Source organism: Micromonospora chalcea, from assembly GCF_002926165.1.
In the GTDB taxonomy this organism is placed as follows: domain Bacteria; phylum Actinomycetota; class Actinomycetes; order Mycobacteriales; family Micromonosporaceae; genus Micromonospora; species Micromonospora chalcea.
Window position 1 is genome coordinate 14,279 of record NZ_MAGP01000075.1, and the last position, 21,755, is coordinate 36,033.

Genomic DNA, 21,755 nt, shown 5'->3' on the forward strand with positions numbered 1-21,755 from the left:
GGACCGGCACCGGCGCCCCGCGGCGCCGGTACGCCGGCCGGCTCAGGTGGTGGTCTGCCCGTCGATGCTCTCGCGCAGGATGTCCGCGTGCCCGGCGTGCTGGGTGGTCTCGGCGATGACGTGGATCAGCACCCGCCGGATGCTGCGGACCGAGCCGGGCTCGTTCCACGGCGCGTCCGGCACCGGCCAGGTCGCCGACAGGTCCTCGACGCCGGCGACGATCTCCTCGGTACGGGCGGCGATGCGGGCGTAGCGGTCCAGGATGGCCGGCAGCGTGTCCTCGGGCAGCATCTGGAAGTCCCGTCCCCGCTCGATCGCCCACTGCGGCAGCTCGCGGGCCTGCCCGGACATGAAGTCCTCCCAGGTGACGCCCTCGGGCATGGCGAAGGACATCGCCGACGGGCCTTCGACCACGAACCGCAGCCACGCCTCCTCGGTGGACGCGACGTGCTTGATCAGGCCGCCCAGGCAGAGCGCGCTGACCGTCGGCTTCTGCCCGGCCTGCTCGTCGGTCAGGCCGCGTACCGTGTTGGTCAGCATGTTCCGGGCCTCGGCGAGCTCGGCCAGCAGGTCGGTCCGCTCGGCGTCGAGGGTGGTGGGGGTCGTGGTGGTGCCGGTCATCGTCATCGGTTCCTTCCGGTCCTGATCGGGTACGGGCCCACACTCGCAGGCGTAGCGGTCAGGATGTGTCCTCTTCTGCGGGGAGAATGCGAGTCGTGCCGACGACTTCCGCGCGACTGCTCTCCCTGCTGTCCCTGCTTCAGGCCCGCCGGGACTGGCCGGGCGCGCTGCTCGCCGAACGGTTACGGGTCAGCGCGCGTACCGTGCGCCGCGACGTCGACCGGCTGCGGGAGCTGGGCTATCCGATCGAGAGCACCAAGGGCCCGGAGGGCGGCTACCGTCTCGGCGCCGGCTCGGCGCTGCCGCCGCTGCTCTTCGACGACGAGCAGGCGGTCGCGCTCACCGTGGCGTTGCAGACCGCCGCCACCGGCGTGACCGGCATCGAGGAGGCCGCCGCGCGGGCGCTGACCACGGTGCGGCAGGTGATGCCGCCCCGGCTGCGCCACCGAGTCGACGCGCTGCGGGTGATCGCGGTGGAACGGGCCGGCACGCCCGCCGCGGCCCGCGTGGAGCCGGGACTGCTGATGACACTCAGCGCCGCCGTGCACGCCCGCGAGGAGCTGCGCTTCGACTACGACTCGGTGTCGGCGTCCGCTCCCGACGCGCCGCCGCGCCGCGCGCAGCCGCACCACCTCGTCACCTGGGGCGGGCGCTGGTATCTCGTGGCCTGGGACCTGGACCGCGACGACTGGCGCACGTTCCGGGTCGACCGGATCAGCCCGCGTACGCCCACCGGCCCTCGGTTCACGCCGCGCGAGCTGCCCGGCGGGGACGTCGCGGCGTACATCGCCGGCCGGTTCAAGGGCGCCACCGGGCCGGGTGACTGGCCCTGCCGGGGTGAGGTGATCCTCGACCTGCCCGCCCGGACGGTCTCCGCGTGGACCCGCGACGGCATCGTCGAGGAGCTGGGGCCCGATCGCTGCCGTCTGACCCAGGGCGGCTGGTCGTGGACCGGGCTGGCCGCCCTGCTCGGCCGCTACGACGCCGACATCGAGGTGGTCGGGCCGCCCGAGTTGCGGGAGGCGTTCGCCCGCCTGGCCCGCCGCTACGCCGCAGCAGCGGAGGGCCCGAACCCGCCTCGGTAGCCGGGCCGGCCGGGGTGTCAGTCGGTGGGCAGGAGCGGGCGCATGAACGTGCGCTCGTACCGCAGGACGCAGCCCGACTCGTCGCGGATCCGGTCGGCGGCGACGAACTCGGGGTCCACTCCGAACCGGGCCCGGTACTGCTCGTACGCCGCCAGGCTCTCAAAGCTGAACAGCGCCTCGGCCCGGTCGCTGGCGCCCTCGGCGGGCAGGAAGTAGCCGTGGTGCACGCCGCCGTGCCGTGCCACCAGCCGCATCCAGGTGCGGGCGAAGCGCTCGAACGCCTCGATCTGTGCGGGGTCGATCGTGTAGTGCACGACGCAGGTGATCACGCGGCCACGATAGCGACGGTCGGTCAGGCGGCGCAGCGGCGGTCGCCGGGGTCGGTCGTGTCGGCCAGGCCCGCGTACCGGCCCCGGTGGCAGAGCAGCGGCGAGCCGACGTCGGCGTGCCACAGCAGCTCCGGCTCGGCCAGCACGACGGCGTGGTCCCCGACGACGACCCGGTCCACCACCCGGCACAGCAGCCAGGCCAGTGTGTCGTCGAGGACCGGCACCCCTTCCCGGGCCGGGCCGCCAGCGGGTCGGCTCGGCGAACCTGTCGATCCCGCTGGCGGCGAACCTCCGGGCCACCTCGTGCTGGCCGTGCCCGAGCAGGTGCACCGCGACGTGCCGGGCCCGGGACACCACCGGCCAGCTCGACGAGCCCAGGTCCAGCCGGTCAGACCGTGAAGCCGTGGAACAGCACCGAGGCCAGTCCGAGCGCGAGCACCAGGTTGAACACGGTGGCCGCGCCGAACACGGTGACCGGCCGCCAGCCGGCCTCGCGCAGCGACGACACGCGGACCTCCAGGCCGATGCTGACGAAGGCCAGGATGAGGAACCAGACCCGCAGGTCGGTGACGATCGCCATGGTGGCCTTGCCGTCCGCCCCGGCGGCGTCGAGGTACCAGGTGGCGATCACCGAGGCGGCGACGAACCCGAGGACGAACTTCGGGAACCGACGCCACAGCTCGCCGAGCCCAGGCCGCGGGGTGTCCGGACGGCGCTCCACGCGCAGCGCGAAGTACGCGGTGAGCGCCACCGCCACCACGCCCATCAGCGCGTTCTGGGTGACCTTGACGATGCTGGCGATCTGGAGCGCGTCCTCACCGGCGAGCGCGCCCGCCGCGGTGACGGCGGCGGTGGTGTCGATGTTGCCGCCGATCCAGGCACCGGCGACCGCGTCGGAGAGGCCGAGCACGTCGGCCAGCCACGGCAGCAGGAAGATCGACGGCAACGCGAACGCGATGACCAGGCTGGCCGTGTACGCGAGCTGTTCCCGGCGTGCCCGGACCGCGCCGGCGGCGGCGATCGCGGCGCTCACCCCGCAGATCGACACGGCCGAGGCGAGCAGCGCCCGCAGTTTGTCGTCGAGGCCGAAGCGCCCGGCCAGCCACCAGGTGAACAGGAACACGCCGCTGATCAGCAGCAGCGCCTGGGCGATGGCGGGACCGGCGGCGCTCGCGATGACGGCGAGGTTGATCGAGGCGCCGAGCAGCACCAGGCCGGTCTTGATGAAGAACTCGGTCCGGAACGCGGCGGAGATCCGGTCGCGCAGGCCGGTCACGGTGACCACCAGGTTGCCGAGCAGGCCGAGCAGGATCGCGTAGACCGGGTACTCGATCGCGGTGGCCACCTCCTCGACCGCGCTGCCCTCGGCCCAGACCGGCACGTTCTGTTCCAGGTAGCGGGTGAGCGCGGCCAGCCCGAGCACCACCAGCAGACCCACGGCGGTCCAGGCCCAGAACGCGCCGGAGCGCAGGTCGGCCGGGGGCGGCGCGTCCGCGGGCGTACCGTCCGGTCGGTCCACTGAGGTCGCGGCGGCTGGGGTGTCCGCGGTGGAGGCCGCGGACGGCCCGGCGGCGGTGCTGCGAACGGCGGGCTCCGGTGCGGCGGCCATCACGGCACCAGCCCGGCGGGGATGGCGCCGACCAGCACCAGGAGCAGCAGCGCGAGGCCGAGGACAGTGGCGGCCCAGTCCTCGCTGAAGGCGAGCCGGGACGTGCCTGCGGTGGGCGGTTCGGGTGGCGTGGGCGCGTTGCTCATGGAGGGCTCCTACGGGTACGCGCGGGCGAGGGAGGGCAGCCGAAGGCTCATCGACCCCACGGAGAGTTTCCTACTTAACTAGTAGGATTACAAGGTCTTCCCGCGCTCCGGCTCACCCGCGGCACGTTCGGCGACCACCACCGAGATGCCGTCGAGCACCCGCTGCAGACCGAACTCGAAGGCGTGGTCCGGCCCGTACGCCGCGCCGTGCGCCATGCCCGCGGCCGTGCCGACCCGCGCGGCGAGCGGGAAACTGCCGACGGTCATGAACTTCTCCAGCCAGGGCCCGTGCGTCTGCCACCACTGGTCGTCGGTCATCCCGGTCTCACGTTCCAGCTCGGCCACGTCCAGCGCGACCCGCGCCGCGCTCTTGGCGTGCCCCAGCACGAGCGTGAGCACCGCGTCCATCTCCACGTCGTCGAGCCCGATGTCCGCGACGGCGCGCAGCTCGTAGTCGTACTTCGCGAGCACGTTCGGGCCGAGCACCGGCCGGGTCGTCTCGGCGCGCAGCAGCCACGGGTGGGACCGGTAGAGCGCCAGATTGTCCCGCGCGATCCGTTCCAGCCGGCCCCGCCAGCCACCCGGCACGTCGGCCGGGCGCGGGAGGTCACCGAGAACGGCGTCCACCATGACGTCGAGCAGTTCCGCCTTTCCCGGCACGTACGTGTAGACGGACATGGTGCCCACGCCGAGCGCCTCGCTGACCCGGCGCATGGTGAGCGCGTCGATGCCCTCGGCGTCGGCGATCTCGATCGCGGCGCGCACGATCCGGTCGACGCTGAGACCGGGACCGGCGCCACGGCTGGCCGGCTCCCGGGTGCGCCAGAGAAGGGCCAGGCTGCGGGCGGGATCGGCCTTGCGCCGGCGCTCCTTCGACATGGTGCCGTCATCCTACCGGCCACGCCGGTCGCGGCCCGTCGGCGGGACGCCGGGCAAAAACCACGAGAATTGTTCGGGCAAAAAGAATGGCGGGTTCTCCCGCCACTACCAACATATAGCGCACCCCCGGTCTTGCGGCAAGCCCCGGGTGGTGGCGCAGAATTGCCGGCCGTAAACCATTGCCGAGGCATTCGAAAAGCCGCGAAGAGCGGAGGCTCGGCCGTGCCCGTGATCGGAGACGAGTTGAATCTGCCTGCCACCAGCGTTTTCGATCTTCCCGAGCGTCTGTCGGCCAAGGCCGACCCGGATCTGATCGCCACCGACGAGCGGCACTTCGCCGTCATCGCGGACAGCCTGCGCCGCTCGATCGCCGAGTTGACCGACCGGCTCGACGCGACGCGCCGGTCCGCCGGCGGCCGGGGCCGGCAGGCCGTCGACCGGGACCAGGAGGTCCGGCGGTTGAGCGCGCGCCTGCGTACGCTGCGCCGTTACGGCCTGGACCTGTGCCTGGGCCGGATGGTCGGCGCGGACGGCGCGGCCCCGGTGTACGTGGGCCGACTCGGCCTGACCGACGGCGCGGGCGGCCGGCTGCTGCTGGATTGGCGCTCCCCCGCCGCCGAGCCGTTCTTCGGCGCCACTCACGCCGACCCGATGGGCCTGGTCAGCCGCCGCCGGTACCGGTGGAGCCGAGGGCGGATCACCGACTACTGGGACGAGGTGTTCACCGCCGACGCTCTGGCCGGGCACGCCGCGCTGGACGACCAGTCGGCGTTCATCGCCAGCCTGGGCGCGACCCGGTCGGCGCGGATGCGTGACGTGCTCGGCACCATCCAGGCCGACCAGGACGCGATCATCCGGGCCGGTTCCCGGGGCGCGCTGGTGGTCGACGGCGGTCCCGGCACCGGCAAGACGGTGGTGGCGCTGCACCGCACCGCGTACCTGCTGCACGCCGACCAGCGCCTCGGCGAGCGCCGCGGCGGGGTCCTCGTCGTCGGGCCGCACCAGCCGTACCTGAACTACGTCTCCGACGTGCTGCCCAGCCTGGGCGAGGAGGACGTGCAGATCTGCACCCTGGCCGACCTGGTGCCGGAGGGCGCGGCGGCGGCGCCGGAGACCGACCCGGAGGTGGCCCGGCTGAAGGCGTCGGCGGACGTCGTGCGGGCTGTCGACGCCGCGGTCCGGTTCTACGAGGAGCCGCCCGCGACCGGGATGACAGTCGGGGTCGGGGACGCCGAGCTGCGGCTGACCGCCGACGACTGGGCGACGGCGTTCGAGGGCGCCGGCCCGGGCGTCGGGCACAACGAGGCCCGCGACGACGTGTGGGAGGAACTGGTCACGATCCTGGTGGAGAAGTACCGCGGGGACGAGCCGGAGGAGGCGGTCCGCCGGGCACTGGGACGCGACCGGGAACTGGTGACCGCGTTCGGCCGGGCGTGGCCGCTGCTCGACCCGCTCGACGTGGTGGCCGACCTGTGGTCGGTGCCGGCCTACCTGCGCCGGTGCGCGCCCTGGCTGAGCGTCGAGGAGATCCGTACGCTGCGGCGGGCCGACGCCCGGGCCTGGACGGTCGCGGACCTGCCGTGGCTGGACGCGGCCCGGCGGCGGGTCGGCGACCCGGAGGCGTCGCTGCGGCGGCGCCGCGACGAGGCGGTGCTGGCCGCGCAGCGCGCGGAGATGGACACGGTGGTCGACGCGCTGATCGCGTCGCACGCCTACGACGACGGCGAAGGTCTGATGACCATGCTGTACGGCGAGGACATGCGCACCAGCCTGGTCGACTCCAGCGCGTTGAGCGTGGCCGATCCGGACCTGCTGGCCGGGCCGTTCGCGCACGTGGTGGTGGACGAGGCGCAGGAGCTGACCGACGCGCAGTGGCAGATGCTGCTGGCGCGCTGCCCGTCGCGCAGCTTCACAGTGGTCGGCGACCGGGCGCAGGCGCGGCACGGGTTCACCGAGTCGTGGCCGCAGCGGCTGGCGCGGGCCGGGTTCGACCGGGTCGAGGTGGCGACGCTGACAGTCAACTACCGCACCCCGGCGCAGGTGATGGCGGCGGCCGAGCCGGTGATCCGGGCGGTGCTCCCGGACGCCAACGTGCCCACGTCCATCCGCGACGGCGCGCCCGTGCGGTACGGCGACCGCGCCGACCTGCGCGCGGTGGTGGACGGCTGGCTCGCCGCCCATCCCGAGGGCGTCGCGTGCGTCATCGGCGATCCCGGGTTCCCGGCGACCGACCGGGTCCGGTCGCTGACGCCGGAGCTGGCGAAGGGGCTGGAGTTCGACCTGGTGGTGCTGGTCGACCCGGAGTCCTTCGGCGACGGCATCTCCGGCGCGGTGGACCGGTACGTCGCGATGACCCGGGCCACCGGCGAGCTGGTCGTGCTCACCGGGCCGTGACCCGTGCCCCGGGGGCGGCGCACGCCCCCGGGGCACGGCTCAGCGGCTGAGCGCCCGGTAGCGGCGCAGCGACAGCGGCAGGAACACGGCGATCAGCCCGAGCGGCCAGAGCACCGCCAGCAGCGGGTGGTGCGCGGCCACCCAGGAGTCGCCGCCCCAGCCGGGGTTGCCGAACAGCTCCCGGGTGGCCCCGACCGTGGCGGACAGCGGGTTCCATTCGGCGACCGCGCCCAGCCACGCGGGCATGGTGGACGGCGCCACGAACGCGCTGGACAGGAAACCGAGCGGGAACTCCAGCGTCTGCACGGCGGTCACCGCGCTCTGCCCCTTGACGGTCAGGCCGAGGAAGACGCCCACCCAGACCAGCGCGAACCGCAGCAGCAGGATCAGCCCGAACGCGGTGAGCGTGTCACCGAGGTCGCCGCGCGCCCGCCACCCGACGGCCAGGCCGACGAGCAGCATGACGGCGAGCGTCACCACCGCGAACATCAGGTCGGCGACAGCGCGGCCGAGCAGCGGCGCCAGCCGCGACACCGGCATGGACCGCAGCCGGTCGGTGACACCGCGGTCCAGATCCGCCGCGACCGCCATGGTGGTCATACTGATGCCGAAGACCATGGTCATGGCGAACATCCCGGGCATCAGGAACTCGCGGTAACTGCCGCCGCCTGGTACCTGGAGCGCGCCGCCGAACAGGTACGCGAACATCAGCACCATCAGGATGTCGAAGCCCAGCGAGCCGATCAGCGGGCCGGGCTCGCGCCGCCAGTGCGCCAGCGCGCGCCCGGTCAACGTCAGGCCGTCACCGGCCAGCGACGCACGCCGGGCCGGGTTCACCGTCGCGGTCACGCGGTCACCTCCACGCCGGTGCGGGCGGCGGAGGACGTGGCAGTGAGCTGGAGGAACACCTCGTCCAGTGTGGGCCGCCGCAGCGCCACGTCGGCCACGCCCACGCCGTCGGCGTCGAGTGCGCGCAGCACCTCGGTCAGCGCACCGGCCCGCTCGCCGACCTGGGCGCTGACCGCCCGCCGGTCCGGATCGACAGCCGGTTCGGAGCGGGCCACCGCGCGCAGCCGGCTCGCGGCGGCGGCGAGGTCGACGGCGTCGCGGACGACCAGTTCGATCCGGTCGCCGCCCAGGCGGGACTTGAGCGCGTCCGGGGTGCCCTCGGCGATCACCCGCCCGGCGTCGAGCACGCAGACGCGGTCGGCGAGCTGGTCGGCCTCGTCCAGGTACTGCGTGGTCAGCAGCACCGTGGTGCCGCCGCGCACCAGGTCGCGTACCGCCTCCCACACCTCGTTGCGCCCGCGCGGGTCCAGCGCCGTGGTCGGCTCGTCGAGGAACAGCACCGACGGCGCGAGGATCATCCCGGCGGCCAGGTCGAGGCGGCGGCGCATGCCACCGGAGTACGTGCGTACCGGCCGGTCGGCGGCGTCGGCGAGCCCGAACCGGTCGAGCAGTTCGGTCGCCCGCCGCCGCGCCCCGGCCCGGCCCAGGTGGAACAGGCGGCCGAAGATGACCAGGTTCTCCCGGCCGCTCAGCGCCTCGTCCACCGCCGGATGCTGGCCGACCAGGCCGATGCGGTGGCGTACCCGGTCGGCCTGCCCGGCCACGTCGTAGCCGGCGACCTCGGCCCGCCCGGCGTCGAAGCGCAGCAGCGTGGCGAGGATGCGTACGGCTGTGGTCTTGCCCGCGCCGTTCGGGCCGAGCAGCCCGCACACGGTGCCCGGTGACACGCGCAGGTCGAATCCGTCCAGCGCCATGTTGTCCCCGTACCGCTTGCGCAGGCCCTCCGCGAGGATCGCGTGTTCCACGTCTGTCCCCCTCCGTCGACGACGGCCACTACCGTACAACGTACGGTAAGCCGTCCGCCAGGGACTGCGGCGCCTAGCGCTTGAGCAGCACGCGCAGCGCCTCGGTGATCTCGCCCGGCGCCTCCTCGGCCATGAAGTGCCCGGCCGTGGTGGTGCGGTGCTCCAGGTCCGGCGCCCAGGCCCGCCACACCGCCGCCGCGTCGTAGCCGAGCGCGGCGCCCCAGTCCTGCTGGATGACGGTGACCGGCATGGTCAGCCGCCGCCCGGCGTCCCGGTCCGCCCGGTCGTGCGTCACGTCGATCCCGGCCGAGGCCCGGTAGTCGGCGACGATCGAGTCGACCGCCTCGCGGGAGGCCCGCAGGTACTCGGCGCGCACCTGCGCCGGCATGGCCGCCGGGTCACCGGCCCAGGCGTCCAGGAAGTGCCCGAAGAACGCGTCAGCGCTGGCCGCGATCATCTGCTCGGGCAGGCCGGGCGGCTGCGCCATCAGGTAGAGGTGGAACGCCACCGAGGCGGACGCGCCGTGCAGCACGTCCCACATGTCGAGGGTGGGCAGCACGTCGAGCGACGCCAGGTGGGTGACCGCGTCCGGGTGGGCGAGGCCGGCCCGGACCGCCACCAGGGCGCCCCGGTCGTGCCCGGCGAGCGCGAACCGCTCGTGTCCGAGCGCGCGGGCCGCCGCCACCACGTCGGCGGCCATGGTCCGCTTGCTGTACGTGTCCTCGCTGGCAGCGGCCGGCTTGTCGCTGGCGCCGTAGCCGCGCAGGTCCGGGCAGATCACCGTGTGCTCGCCCGCCAGGTCGGCGGCGACGTGCCGCCACATCAGGTGGGTCTGCGGGAAGCCGTGCAGCAGCACGACCGGGCTGCCGGAGCCGCCCACCGCCACGTTCAGCGTCACCCCCTCGGCGACCGGAACGCGCTGGTAGTCGAATCCCGCGATGGTGGTGCTCATCTCGATCCCTCTTTCGTCTCGTCGTACCTGACCAGCGTGGCGGCGCCCGATGAGCAACCGATGAGCGCGATACGGTGACCGCTGTCGAGGAGGGTCGGTGCCTGTCGGTTTCGGTGTGCTGGGTCCGGTCACGGCCTGGGACGACGCGGGTGAGCCGGTCGACCTGAAGGGGCCCCGGCACCGGGCCGTGCTGGCCCGGCTGGTCGCCGCCCGGGGCCGGGTGGTGCCGGTCGGGCAGATCGTCGACGACCTGTGGGACGACCCGCCGGCCGGCGCGGTGGGCGCGGTCCGCACGTTCGTCGCGGCGCTGCGCCGCCGCCTCGAGCCGCGCCGTCCGCCACGCGAGGCGGCCCGGCTGCTGGTCACCGAGGGACCGGGGTACGCGCTGCGCGCCGACCCGGGCGCCGTCGACGCCTGGCGGTTCGAGGACACGGTCAGCGCGGTAGCCGACGCGCTGCCCCGGGCCGCGCTCGACCGGCTCGACGAGGCGCTGGGCTGGTGGCGCGGACCCGCGTACGCCGACTTCGACCAGCCGTGGGCGCACGCCGAACGGTCCCGGCTCGACCAGATCCGGCTCACCGCCGTGGAGCGGCGGGCCGAGGCGCTGCTGGCGCTGGACCGGGCCGCCGACGCCGTACCCGATCTCGACGCGCACGTCGCCTCGTACCCGTGGCGGGAGGACGGGTGGGCGCTGCTGGCGTCGGCGCTCTACCGGGCCGGGCGGCAGGCCGACGCGCTCGCCGTGCTGCGCCGCGCCCGGGAGCTGCTGCGCGACCAGCTCGGGCTGGACCCCGGACCCCGGCTGCGGCGGCTGGAGACCGACCTGCTGCGCCAGGCCGAACCCGAACCGACCGGCGCGGCGCGCGTCTGGGCCGAGACCGCAGCGGCGTACGAGCGCAGTGTGGTGCCCGGCGCGCGGGCCCGGCTGGAATCGACAGTCGGGCTGTTGCGCAGCCTCGCGGTGACCGGGCCGGGCGGACTGGAGGCGGCCCGGGACCAGCGCGAAGCCGCCATCACCGCCGCCGAGCAGCTGGGCGACCCGGAGTTCACCGCGCGCGTGATCGGCGGGTACGACGTACCCGCGATCTGGACCCGCTCGGACGACCCGGCGCAGGCGGCCCGGGTCGTCGCGGCGGCGCAGCGGGCGCTCGCCGGGCTGGGCCCGGACGCGCCGGAGGCGACCCGCGCCCGGCTGCTGGCCACCGTCGCGATCGAGTCCCGCGGTACGGCGTCACCCGGCCCGGCGCAGGCCGCCCGGGAGGCGGAGGCGATCGCCCGGCGGATGGCCGACCCGGCGCTGCTGGCCCAGGCGCTCAACGGCGTCTACATGCAGACGTTCCAGCGGGCCGGGCTCGCCCCGCAGCGGGACGCGGTCGGCGTCGAGCTGGTCGCGCTCGCCGCCCGGCACGGCCTGGCCACGGTGGAGATCCTCGGGCACCTGATCCGCGTGCAGGCGCGCAGCGCGCTCGCCGACTTCACCGCCGCCGACGCGCACGCCGAGGCGGCGGACCGGCTCGCCGCCCGGCACGAGAGCCCCCTCGTCGGCGTGTTCACCGGCGGCTACCGGGCCATGCGGACCGCCGCCACCGGCGCGTACCCGGATGCGGAGGCGGCGTACCGGTCGTGGGCGACCGGGCTGGCCGGCTGCGGGATGCCCGGCGTGGAGCGCGGCCTGCTGCCGCTGGCGCTGCTGTGCCTGCGGGTGTGGCACGACCGGCCCGCCGACTTCCCCGCCGACACCGACTGGGGCCCGTACGCGCCCTGGGCCCGCCCGCTGCTCCTGCTCGCCGACGGGCGGCGCGACGAGGCCGCAAGGGCGTTGCGTCGCACCCCGGCGCCGCCGCCTGACCTGCTCATGGAGGCGCTGTGGTGCCTCACCGGCCGCGCCGCTGTGGCGCTCGGGGACCGGGACGCGACGCTCCGGGCGCGCGACGCGCTCGTCCCGGCGGCGGGCGAGGTGGCCGGGGCGGGCAGCGGTCTGCTCACCGTCGGGCCGGTGGCCGCACACCTGGATCGGCTCGACGCAGCACTCGGGGTGACCGGCGGCTAGGGCCCTCCCGGGACACCCGGCCTGCGGCTAAGGTGCGGCGATGGACGAGCTGAGGCACCTGTTCCGGCGCGCCGCCGACCACGCGGCCGACTACCGGCGGTCTCTGCCGGGCCGGCCGGTCGGCGTACCCGTGGATCAGGCCACGCTGACCGAGGCGTTCGCCGGTCCACTGCCGGACGCGCCCACCCCGGCCGAGCAGGTCCTCGCCGACCTGGTGGCCGCCGCCGAACCCGGCCTGGTCGCCACCGCCGGCCCCCGCTACTTCGGCTTCGTCGTCGGCGGCGCCTCGCCCGCCGCAACCGCCGCCGACATGCTGGCCGTCGGCTGGGACCAGATCGCGTTCAACGCGGTCACCTCCCCCGCCGCCGTGGCCGCCGAGACGGCCGCCGGCGGCTGGCTGAAGGACCTGCTGGGCATCCCGGCGACCGCGTCGGTCGGCTTCGTCACCGGCGCACAGGCGGCGAACACCGCCGGGCTCGCCGCCGCCCGCCACCAGGTGCTCGCCGACGCCGGCTGGGACGTGGAGCGGCGCGGCCTGTCCGGCGCGCCGGCGGTACGCGTGTTCGCCGGGGCTGAGCGGCACGCCACCATCGACAGGTCGCTGCGCCTGCTCGGCCTCGGCACCGACGCGCTGCACGCGGTGCCGACCGGCCCGCAGGGCGCGATCGACCCGGACGCCCTGGAAGCGGCGCTGCGCGACGCCGGTCCCGGCCCGACCATCGTCTGCCTCCAAGCGGGCAACGTGAACACCGGCGCGTGCGACGACCTGCGCTGGGCCTGCGACCTGGTCCACCGGTACGGCGGCTGGGCGCACGTGGACGGCGCCTTCGGGCTGTGGGCGGCTGCCAGCCCGTCGACCCGGCACCTGGTCGACGGGCTGGAGAACGCCGACTCGTGGGCCTGCGACGGCCACAAGTGGCTGAACCTGCCGTACGACAGCGCGTTCGTGTTCTGCGCCCGGCCCGACGCGCACGCGGCGGCCATGTCGCTCGCGGCCGCGTACCTCGTGGGTTCCGGTGGTGTGCCGGCGGGCGCGGACCTGACCGCGGAGTCCTCCCGCCGCGCCCGGGGTTTCGCGGTCTGGGCGGGCCTGCGGGAGCTGGGCCGCGACGGCGTGGCCGCGCTGGTCGAGCGGTGCTGCGCGCTGGCGCGCCGGTTCGCCGACGGGCTCGCCGCCGCCGGGTTCGAGGTGGTGAACGACGTGGTGCTCAACCAGGTGCTCGTCGGGTTCGGCGACGACGCGCGCACCGACCGGGTGGTGGCCGCAGTCCAGGCTGACGGGACGTGCTGGGTGGGCGGGACGACGTGGCGGGGGCGGCGGCTGATGCGGATCTCGGTGTCGAACGCGATCACGACGGAGGCGGACGTGGACCGGTCGGTGGCGGCCCTCATCCGGGTGGCCAACTGACGGATCCACCGACCGAAGGCAGTCGTTCACCGTCCGAGGTGGATGAACGCCGCCCAGGCCAGCGGCTGGGCGAGGTCGGCCCGAGAGCATTGGGACGCCAGCTCGACGGGCATCTCGGGCGGTGGCACCCGATCCGCGTCCAGCATCCACAGCTGTGCACGGTGCAGCGCCTCGGCCGGCTGGCACCCATCGACATGGAGGTGATGGTGCACCAGGTACATCAGCAGCGAGGTACCGACGTCGGGTACCGACCACAGCGCCCCGAAGACAGTCCGGGCACCCGCCGCCAGGAATGCGGTGGCCAGGCTGAACGCCTCGTCGTGAAGACCGCCGATCAGGCTCGTGGTGCAGGCCGCCAGGAAGACCTGCCCCAGTTCGAGTGCCGCGCGCCGCGACGCGTCGAGCAGGTGCCGAGCGGGTAGCTCGCCCCCGGCGAGCACCAGGGAGGAGTCCGCCGGGCGCGCGGGATCGACGCGGCCGTGGCAGGCCAGGTGCAGGACGGCCGGGCCGGAGGCGGTACGCATCCACGCCAGCACCTCGTCGGGTCGGGCGAGACTGTCCGGGCCCTCAGACGGACCGCCCAGGTAGCGCCCCTGCGGATGGAACCGGTGGTGGACTGCTCGCGCTTCGGCGCCGGCGAAAGGCAGGTCGCCGAGGGGATCCCCGACCACGAGTGCCGACCGGGTGGACGTCGGTGGCTTGGTGGAGGAGGCGCAGAGCAGGCGCGCTGACGGAGTGTAGGAGACGACCACATCCTGTACGGCGTACCGCCGTACAGACGAGGTCTCCCGGTAGGCGGCGTGCCACGGCACGAGGCCGAGGATGCCCATCGGAACCATGACCAAACGGGCCGGCCCTGCGGCACGCAGGTCCCGGCCGATCGTGACGACCTCCGCCATGGCGGCACGCCAGGCCCATCGGCACAGGTCATCCAGCGGTGAGCCGGACATGACCGACCCGGTCGAGCCCACAGGTCCCGCATCTCGAAGGGGTCCGGCCGCCGCGGGACCCAGCCCCGCAGTCAGCAACCGCCGCAGCGGTGACCCGGGGGTGACGAGTAGCTGGGGCAACTCGACCAGGAACGTCGCAGATCGGGCCGGTACGACGGCCGCGAATCCGGGCACGGCACCGGCTGCGGGGACCAGGTACACGATCGCGTCCGCGCCGACGTCGATAAGTGCGGCGCGAAGGTTCTCGACTCGAACCTGCGCCACCGGATCGTGGCCGGCGGCGTCCAGGACCCGCAGCACCCGCGTACGCAGGTCGTCGGGGACCTCATCGGCGGCCGCCACGGCGTCGAGCGGCCGACCGGTGACCTGGTCGCGTCCCAGTCCTTCTGTGCGCCGCCACTCGTCGGCCAGGTCGGACCGTCCGACCTCGTCGAGCACATCCGCCACCGTCCGGGACTCGGTCGCGGCGTGCAGTACGAGTCCCCGTCCCGCGTCCAAGGCGACGATGGCGTCGTCATCGGCCTGGTCCTGCAGGCACCAGCGGAGCACGGTGGCCGCGTCCACCGTGGCCTCCCGGGCCGCCTCCAGGGCATGGTCGGTGCCCGCCTGGAGAAGGACTCGCCGCGCATGGCCCGCGAGCGCGGCGAGCCCGAGTCGGCGAGTGCGCTCACGGTCGGTACCGCCGGCCAGCCGCAGCGCCCGAGCGTGGTCACGCGTCAAGTCGGTCCACAGCGGGTTCTCCGGCCCGCCGCACTCCGCCACCGCCACACCAAGGTGATCGGCGGCACGGGCGGCCGCGCCCCGGCTCCCCAGACCCAGCTCGGCCTGTGCCGCCAGCTTCCAGCTCACCGTCCGCGCCACGTGCCCGCGTGGCAGCCGTTCCGCCAGATCGCTGAGGTGGTCGGCCCACAGCCGCAGCATCCGCCCGTCGCCATGCAGCGCGGCGACACTCACCTGGGGGATGGCAGTGATGATCGCGTCGGCCACCGACTGGTAGGGCAGCTCTCCAGGTGGCAGCGGACGCGGCGGCAGGGCGGCCGCCGGCCGATCGCCCGAAGCGAGCGCCGCGGCCGTCCGCAAGGCGCGGACCATCGGCTCCAGCGTCCGATCGGGGACGTACGCGTTGATCCGCCCGATCGTCTCCCGCATACCGTCGAGGTCACCGCCCGCGCCTCGCCCGGCCGCCCCCATGAGCATTGCCGCCGCGGGGAGGCCGACGCCGGGTTCGCCCTCGTCGGGGAGTACGTCGGCAGATCGTTCCGCCAGATCCATAGCGGCACCGAACGCGCGCAGATCACCCGTGGTGGCCGCTCTGGTGTACAAGGCGTGGTACAGCAGCACTCGCAGCCGCGCCCCCTCGGTCCGCGCGAGTCTGGCGTCACGCCCGGCGCGTACCACCGCCTCGACTCCCGCGCCCGCCTCCGGCTCGACGCCAGTGGCGTGAAGGTACTGGTCGAGCAGTCCGGCTGCCGCGTCTAGTGCGCCCGCGATCCCTTCGGGCGGGGGGCCGGTCGACCGGCCCAGTGCGAGCAGCCGGCGCAGCTTCGCCACGTCGATCTCGGCCTGTGTCTCGCCGAAGTAGGCGAACTCGCCGTACAGCACAATGGCGGCGAGGGCCACGCGTCGTTCGGCGTCGGCGCCCACCCGATCGGTCAACGCCTCGTCGGCGTCGTTGAGCGCCGTACGCAGGTAAACGGCGCCGGCTTGCGGATCATGGTAGGTGAGCAGCTCGTACCCGACCACGACCCGGAGGATGTGTGCCGCCAACAGGTCGTCGTCCGCCCGGCCGAGAGCCGCGACCGCGTCATCGGCGCACCCGATGGCGTTCCGGAGCGCCTCCGGCGCGCGGGCGAGCTGCCAGCACAGCAGGTGTGTCTCCCCGAGTGCCCGCCACACCGGCCCGCGGTCATCTGTCGACGACAACGCCTCGGCCAACACGGCACCGGCTTCCGTCAGCCCCTTGAGGTCACCGGTCGCGACCGCCTCCTGTCGCAGCAGGTCGGCCAGGCGGACGGCGACGGCGGGGTCGGGGTCGGCCTCCTGAACCGTCCGCCAACCCGAGATGGCCACACCCAGGTCAGCCGCGTTCCCGTCCAGTTCCCAGAGGGCTTCGTGCGCGGCGGCGAGAGCGCGGTGCAGTGAGATCCAGCCCGGCGTTCCGGGATCGCACGGCCCGAGTGCGCGCCGCGCAGCGGACGCGGCGATCTCGACGTGGGCCCGGTCCCGCTGGAGACCGGCTAGTTCCAGGTGGCCGCAGGCCAGATCCGCGGCGGCGATGGCGTAGCGGGACTCGATGGCGACGGGGAGCGCATCCAGTGCGGCCGTGAGCTCGGCGACGCCTCGGGTGAGGTCCTCCGTACACCTACCGGCATGGTCGTATCGCGCGAGCAGCGCCATTCCCCGTACCACCGCCAAGTGCGCCGCGTGATCCGAGGACGTGGAGACCAGGTGGATGTCTCGCAGCGTGCCGAGCGCCTCGTCCGCGTCCGCCGCGGCGGTCTCGGGCGGGAGTACGCTGTCCGCCCTCCGGGCGAGGAATCGATCCCAGACCGCCTCCCCCAGGTCCATTGCCACGTCATCCCGGTCCGTGTCGTCGGTCGGCCATCGCCGGTACGCGACCGTGAGATGGGAGACGGCGCCGTCATGATCCTTCGAGCCGTGGCCGAGCTTCGCCCGTGCCGCGAGCGCCAAGCCGAGCTGCCAGTGCCATAGCGCCGCATCCGGGTGGGCCTCGGCGGTGGTCACCGCCCGCTCCAGAGCATCGACGGCGGTGTCGAGGTCGGCCGGTTCGCCACCGATGTCGTACCGCTTCAGATGCGCGAGTCCAAGCATGCCGGACAGCCCGGGGAGGTCGGCACACGGTGGCGGCGCGGTGACGAGCGCAGCCAGCCGCGCGATCCACTCGTCCTCCTCGCTCACCATTCGGCCTCGACCGAGCCCGGCACCTCCGTCACCACCGGCACGACCGCTGTCGTCCAGTCACACGCGCTCCCCTCCATCGTGCCGGCGTCACGATGGACCGCAGCCAGCCCGAGCCGACCGAGTAGACCGGAGACCACCAGCGGCGCCCTCGTTCGACCCGGCCACGCCTCGTCCAGCGGCGGCAGCTCGAACGGTGACGAGCTGAACTCCTCTTCGGCCGCGAGGAGCACCAGCCAGTCCCGCGTCGTGGCGCCGGGCTCCACCACGGATCCAGCGGGTAGCCGCAGCTCCACCGGCCGTCCGTAGAGCGCCGCGCCCACGTGCTTCGGCGCGACGTACGCCCCGGGGAAGAGGCCGGCGTGCACGCGATGCCGCTCGGTGATGTCGAGCAGGACGCAGTGCAACCGACGGTCGCCGGCATTGCGGATCCGGACGAACACCGTCGGCGGAACCCACAGGTCGGCTTCCCTGCGGTACTGCAGGCGCAGCACGCCGTCGGCGCCCGGAAGCAACGGTGGGCGTTCCGCGGGCGCGGCCACCTCACCGGGCCTGGCCTCTACGACCTCCAGCGTGACCACGTCAGCCAGGGCTGAGACGGGATTGGTGAGGGCTTTCACGCGCTTCACCCGGGCGATGTGCTCGAGCACGGCGGTCACCCGCCGACCGCCGTCGCGGGCCACACCGGTCAGGTCATCGCAGAGCGGGAAGTCCTCAGCGTCACTGACGCGGACCCGGTCGGGCTCGGGCACGTCCAGGCGCAGTTCGGGCGTCCGCTCCTCGTCCGGACCGAGTATCCGCACGTGCGGCGACGGGCCACCGGCAGGCCCGGCCGTCTCGAGGGCCGCCAGCACGAGGTCCAAAGTTGGCTGGTGTGCCGCGTCCACCCCGACGGTGATCGCCGGAGTCGGCACCCGGCTGAGCACCACCGGGTACTGCAGATCGTCATCGGGCTCCCAGCCAAGGGGACGGACCACGCTGCGCTCGGGAAGAATCCGGACGACACGCGCCTCCCGAACTTCTGGCCCGGGTACGGCCACCCGTATGTCGTCGTACCCGTCCGCCAGGAGGCCGTGGCAGCTGCCAACGTCGATCTCCCAGTCACGCCGCACGCGGCGCATTCGCATACCGCCGGCCGACGGCGTCACCTCACCACCCAGGAACGGCTGGTCGGCGATACCCGGACTGGCGGGCGCCAGCTGCGGGACCTGCGCGGACACGTACCGTTCGACCTCGCACCGAGCAGCCGTCAGCAAGTCACGATACGTCGCCGCCGATCCAAGGCGTCGCATGGCGCTGATCAGGGACCAACTGAACAGTCCGTGGTACCGACCGTCCACCCACGTCTCGACGGCCGTCTCGGAGGAGCGGCAGGCGGCCAGTTCCACGTACTGCGCGGGTGGCCTGGAGGCAGCGGCCAGCAGATCCGGCAGCAACGCCTCGATCAAGGGTATGTCGGTCACCGGTGGAAGCGCCCGGCTCAGGTTGCGGGTGCCGCTCTGCGAGTGGCAGCTGTCCAGGACGACCACCAGGTGGACGCCACGCGCGGCGATCTCGCCGAGCAGCAGCGAGAGGTGCTTGTCGGAGAGTTCGGGGACACCATCGGAGCGGCTGTCGTGGCAGACGAGCGTCTGCATCTCGGCGCTCGGCTCCAGATGCCAGAGTTCGGCGGGGACCGCCATCCGCGAGCCGTGCCCGCTGAACCAGAAGATGGCCGTGTCCCCCGGTCCGGCTCGTCCGAGGTGGTCTCGAAGGCCGACGATGATCGCCGTCCGCGTGGCCTCCTGGTCACGCAGCACGCGGATCGACGACGGGTCCTGCTCCGGGCAACGTGTCTTCAGAAACTGCTCGGCCAGTGTCACGTCGTTGACGGTTCCGCGCAGTCCCGGTGCCGCGCGGTAGTGGTCGATCCCGACCAGCAACGCGAGGACTTTGCGGCTCATCCGCGTCGTCCTGGGGGCACATGGATCCAGGCATGCTCGACGAACTGCTTCTCCGGCAGCTCGACGGTGGCCTCCTCGAACTGGTCTGGCAGTGGCGGCTCGACGGAGTGCTGGATGACATCGCGGTAGAGCAGGTCCGGAACGCCGAGGACGTAGTCGGCATGCGGGTTGTCCCGCAGCGCAGCCCGCAATGGCGGACTGTCGAGGATCCGGTGTACGGCAATCGCCGCGGTGCCCACCCATCCGCTGTCCGCTGGCTTCATCAGTCCACGGTGGAGGGCCACCCGGAGCCGGACCCGCTCGGCCGCGGAAAGAAGCCGGTTCGTCCGCGACAACGCCTCGGCCAGACCGCCCACCAGGCGTGGGATCACCACCGACTCGTCGATGCCGACCGGCAGTACGGCGAACTGACCGTCGCCCTGTGGCTGCAGGGCGATCGCAGTCTCGTCCAGACCGGCGGCGCGTCGCGCGTCGGACAACACCTGGACCAGCCAGGACTGGGTCCGCTCGGCGAGGTCGTTCGATCGGCGGCTGTAGCTCGCGACGTCCGTTGCCATGCACAGCCGTACCGCCGCCGAGCTCGGTTCCGCCGGCCCGGGCAGAGCTTCCTCGAATCTGACAGAGTCCCGGACGGTGGCCTGGTGTCGGACCATCCGGCCTCGGCCGGGCACGGCCATCTCGACACGGAGTCCAACGCGTCCGGACACCGTCGTGGCAGCTGCTGGAAGCTCCACGAGCGCGTGCATTCCATAGGTCAGGGGCAACAGGCTCTGACCGGTCGGATCCGGAAAAGTCCAGCCGAACTGGCGCCGCCCGGTTCCGAAGGACCAGGCACGCGGCCGGCCCGTGCGAGGTGCCAGCCGGAGCAGCCAGCCGGGGCGGGCGGCCCCGACTGCCCGCTCGGCGGCGGGAGTCAGCGGGCGCGGTGAATCGAACCCGTAGTTCAGTCCGAGAGCACCTCCGTCAGCGTCGACGCGAATCGCGGCCGCTTGTTCGTCATCTAGGGCAACCTCGAAGCGAGCCAGCGTGTAACGCCGGCTTCCCCCCGACGGATCCAGGTCGAACGCGATGATCATGCCGTAGTAGCGCCGCCCGCCGACGTCGGCACGCCGTCGCAGCGGAGCCGGCAGTTCCTCGGCCGGGATGGGAAAGAGCAGGGGGCGTCCGATACTCACGGTCGCCGGGTCTGCCGGGTAGTTCGGGTCCTCCGGATCCCTGGGCCGATCAGTCGACAACGCCGTGTGGGCAAGTACGTCGTCCGGCCGCAGCAGTTCCTCGCCGGTTACCACGTCGTCGCGGGTCAAACTGCCCTCCAGTTCGTCGCCCGATGGTCGATTGCAGCTATCGGCACGCCCCGAAAAGGCAATCGACCCAGGCTCTTATGTCACGCGCGCGTTACACCATTGGTTGACGTATTGGACGCCTGCGAGTAACAGATCCTTGCCATACCTCGGCGAGGAGCAATACCGAGTGTCAACCAACCGACAACAGCACGACACGGTTGGACGAGGCGTCATCCGCCGCCCCGCGCGACTCTCACCGTTCCGGACCGCGCCCGTGAAGATCCCGCAGAAATACGGAGTCCTGCGAATCCCGCCATGCCAGGCTGCGGCGGACCTGGATACGGAGGAGCGACGTGGACATACGATCACCCCGATCGCCGATAAGGCCGATCGCCTCAACCTGCACCGCGAGGCGGCGCGGCGTTGCGGGCAGCCGCCGGATGTCGCACACTTGCTGGATCACCAGCGGACCACACTCGCACGACGGGGTCGACGTGGACGGTGCCGACCGGCTCCCGGGTGAGCGTGCCACCGGATTCCTGGGCCGTCTCCCCCCGACGACGCGCCAGGAGGTGCTCGACCACGGTCGGCCCCGACGGTACGAGCCGGGTGACCGGATCCTTCGGGAAGGCGACCGCGACCGCCACGTGATCCTGCTGACCAGCGGATTCGTCAAGGTGACCACCCACATCGAGGGGATCGAGGCGCTCGTCGCCATCCGGGGTGCCGGAGACATCGTGGGTGAGGCCGCCGCCCTCTCCGACCAGCCCCGAATGGCCAGCGTGATCGCGTGCGGCACAGTCACCGCGCGGCTGGTCACCGCAGAGGCGTTCGGCACGGTGCTGATCCGGTATCCCGATGTCGCACGGCTCGTGACCATCACGCTGGCCGAGCGGCTGCGCTGGGCCAATGACCGGCGGGCCGACTTCGTGGCCTTCCCGGTCGAGGTGCGTCTCGCCCGCGTACTCGTCGAGATATCCGTACGGTTCGGGCGGCGGGCCGCTCACGAAGCTGTCGCCATCGACGTTCCGCTGAGCCAACGCGAACTCGCCACCATGGTCGGAGCCTCGGAGGACACCGTCCAGAAAGCCCTACGGGCACTACGGCGGGCGGGACTGATCCACTCCACCTACCGCCGACTCACCGTCCTGGATCCGGCCGGCCTGCGGCGGATGTCACGCCACGTCCGGTGAGCCCGCATCGGCCGAGCCGCTTGGCCGGCCGCCGAACGGACCTGTAGTCCGCTGGCCATTCGGTCGCCCCTTTGACCTCTTCGGTCGACGCGAAACAAAGGTCGTCGCCGCAAATATTCAGCAAATGATTCAACTTGGCTAATCCCGTGAGGGGGACCTCCACATCGTGCCGCGCGAGAC

General features: G+C 73.2%; 17 protein-coding genes and 1 pseudogene. 5 read left to right on the plus strand and 13 right to left on the minus strand.

Annotated elements, in window-relative coordinates; all coding sequences use genetic code 11:
- Positions 1-42: 42 nt before the first annotated feature.
- Positions 43-621 (minus strand): DinB family protein, encoded by a 579-nt coding sequence (locus BAW75_RS07705; RefSeq protein WP_104113078.1) that lies wholly within the window; start codon positions 619-621, stop codon positions 43-45.
- A gap of 86 nt (positions 622-707) precedes the next feature.
- Between BAW75_RS07705 and BAW75_RS07710 the strand changes: the two genes are divergently transcribed.
- The gene (locus BAW75_RS07710) at positions 708-1,706 is read left to right on the plus strand and encodes a helix-turn-helix transcriptional regulator (RefSeq protein ID WP_104113079.1); all 999 of its coding nucleotides are present in this window, start codon (positions 708-710) and stop codon (positions 1,704-1,706) included.
- 17 nt (positions 1,707-1,723) lie between these two features.
- Here the strand turns inward: BAW75_RS07710 and BAW75_RS07715 are convergent, their stop codons facing one another.
- The 5 genes and pseudogenes from BAW75_RS07715 to BAW75_RS07730 all read right to left on the minus strand — a co-directional run bounded on the left by BAW75_RS07715 (position 1,724) and on the right by BAW75_RS07730 (position 4,669).
- Entirely contained in the window at positions 1,724-2,035 is a 312-nt protein-coding gene (locus tag BAW75_RS07715; protein ID WP_043324181.1) for an NIPSNAP family protein, read from the minus strand.
- 23 nt (positions 2,036-2,058) lie between these two features.
- Positions 2,059-2,458 (minus strand): annotated as a pseudogene (locus BAW75_RS33560) (flavin reductase family protein); the annotation flags it as partial.
- Positions 2,424-3,644, minus strand: coding sequence for a YeiH family protein (locus tag BAW75_RS07725; RefSeq protein WP_104113080.1), 1,221 nt, complete (start codon positions 3,642-3,644; stop codon positions 2,424-2,426). The pseudogene BAW75_RS33560 and the gene BAW75_RS07725, both read right to left, overlap by 35 nt.
- The gene (locus BAW75_RS32255) at positions 3,644-3,790 is read right to left on the minus strand and encodes a hypothetical protein (RefSeq protein ID WP_166456277.1); all 147 of its coding nucleotides are present in this window, start codon (positions 3,788-3,790) and stop codon (positions 3,644-3,646) included. Before BAW75_RS32255 ends, BAW75_RS07725 begins: the two co-directional genes overlap by 1 nt.
- Before the next feature lie 87 nt (positions 3,791-3,877).
- Positions 3,878-4,669 carry a TetR/AcrR family transcriptional regulator gene (locus BAW75_RS07730; RefSeq protein WP_104113081.1) on the minus strand — a complete coding sequence of 264 codons (792 nt, stop codon included), beginning with the start codon at positions 4,667-4,669 and terminating at the stop codon, positions 3,878-3,880.
- Positions 4,670-4,891: 222 nt separating this feature from the next.
- Between BAW75_RS07730 and helR the strand changes: the two genes are divergently transcribed.
- Positions 4,892-7,063, plus strand: coding sequence for an RNA polymerase recycling motor ATPase HelR (helR, locus tag BAW75_RS07735; RefSeq protein WP_104113082.1), 2,172 nt, complete (start codon positions 4,892-4,894; stop codon positions 7,061-7,063).
- A gap of 39 nt (positions 7,064-7,102) precedes the next feature.
- Here helR and BAW75_RS07740 read toward each other — a convergent pair whose 3' ends face one another.
- The 3 genes from BAW75_RS07740 to BAW75_RS07750 form a co-directional block, all read right to left on the minus strand.
- Positions 7,103-7,912, minus strand: a complete 810-nt coding sequence (locus tag BAW75_RS07740) for an ABC transporter permease (RefSeq protein ID WP_104113083.1) — start codon at positions 7,910-7,912, stop codon at positions 7,103-7,105.
- Complete coding sequence (locus tag BAW75_RS07745; protein WP_104113084.1) at positions 7,909-8,877, minus strand: ATP-binding cassette domain-containing protein; 969 nt, start codon at positions 8,875-8,877, stop codon at positions 7,909-7,911. The genes BAW75_RS07740 and BAW75_RS07745 overlap by 4 nt, the downstream gene beginning before the upstream one ends.
- Before the next feature lie 73 nt (positions 8,878-8,950).
- Positions 8,951-9,829 (minus strand): alpha/beta fold hydrolase, encoded by an 879-nt coding sequence (locus BAW75_RS07750; RefSeq protein WP_104113085.1) that lies wholly within the window; start codon positions 9,827-9,829, stop codon positions 8,951-8,953.
- A gap of 97 nt (positions 9,830-9,926) precedes the next feature.
- On the opposite strand from BAW75_RS07750, the gene BAW75_RS07755 reads away from it, so the two are divergent.
- Together BAW75_RS07755 and BAW75_RS07760 are read left to right on the plus strand one after the other, a co-directional pair.
- Positions 9,927-11,879: an ATP-binding protein gene (locus BAW75_RS07755; RefSeq protein WP_104113086.1), complete on the plus strand. Its 1,953-nt coding sequence runs from the start codon at positions 9,927-9,929 to the stop codon at positions 11,877-11,879.
- A gap of 40 nt (positions 11,880-11,919) precedes the next feature.
- Positions 11,920-13,287: a pyridoxal phosphate-dependent decarboxylase family protein gene (locus BAW75_RS07760; protein WP_104113087.1), complete on the plus strand. Its 1,368-nt coding sequence runs from the start codon at positions 11,920-11,922 to the stop codon at positions 13,285-13,287.
- Positions 13,288-13,313: 26 nt separating this feature from the next.
- Here BAW75_RS07760 and BAW75_RS07765 read toward each other — a convergent pair whose 3' ends face one another.
- The 4 genes from BAW75_RS07765 to BAW75_RS32265 all read right to left on the minus strand — a co-directional run bounded on the left by BAW75_RS07765 (position 13,314) and on the right by BAW75_RS32265 (position 20,845).
- The gene (locus BAW75_RS07765; RefSeq protein WP_104113088.1) at positions 13,314-17,159 is read right to left on the minus strand and encodes a CHAT domain-containing protein; all 3,846 of its coding nucleotides are present in this window, start codon (positions 17,157-17,159) and stop codon (positions 13,314-13,316) included.
- Positions 17,153-19,099, minus strand: coding sequence for a caspase family protein (locus BAW75_RS07770; RefSeq protein ID WP_167435529.1), 1,947 nt, complete (start codon positions 19,097-19,099; stop codon positions 17,153-17,155). Before BAW75_RS07770 ends, BAW75_RS07765 begins: the two co-directional genes overlap by 7 nt.
- Positions 19,096-20,403, minus strand: a complete 1,308-nt coding sequence (locus BAW75_RS32260; protein ID WP_167435530.1) for a hypothetical protein — start codon at positions 20,401-20,403, stop codon at positions 19,096-19,098. Before BAW75_RS32260 ends, BAW75_RS07770 begins: the two co-directional genes overlap by 4 nt.
- Positions 20,404-20,635: 232 nt before the next feature.
- Positions 20,636-20,845 (minus strand): hypothetical protein, encoded by a 210-nt coding sequence (locus BAW75_RS32265; RefSeq protein ID WP_167435531.1) that lies wholly within the window; start codon positions 20,843-20,845, stop codon positions 20,636-20,638.
- A 31-nt stretch (positions 20,846-20,876) separates the two neighbouring features.
- On the opposite strand from BAW75_RS32265, the gene BAW75_RS07775 reads away from it, so the two are divergent.
- On the plus strand, positions 20,877-21,575 hold the full coding sequence (locus BAW75_RS07775; protein ID WP_167435532.1) for a Crp/Fnr family transcriptional regulator: 699 nt from the start codon (positions 20,877-20,879) through the stop codon (positions 21,573-21,575).
- Positions 21,576-21,755 lie beyond the last annotated feature (180 nt).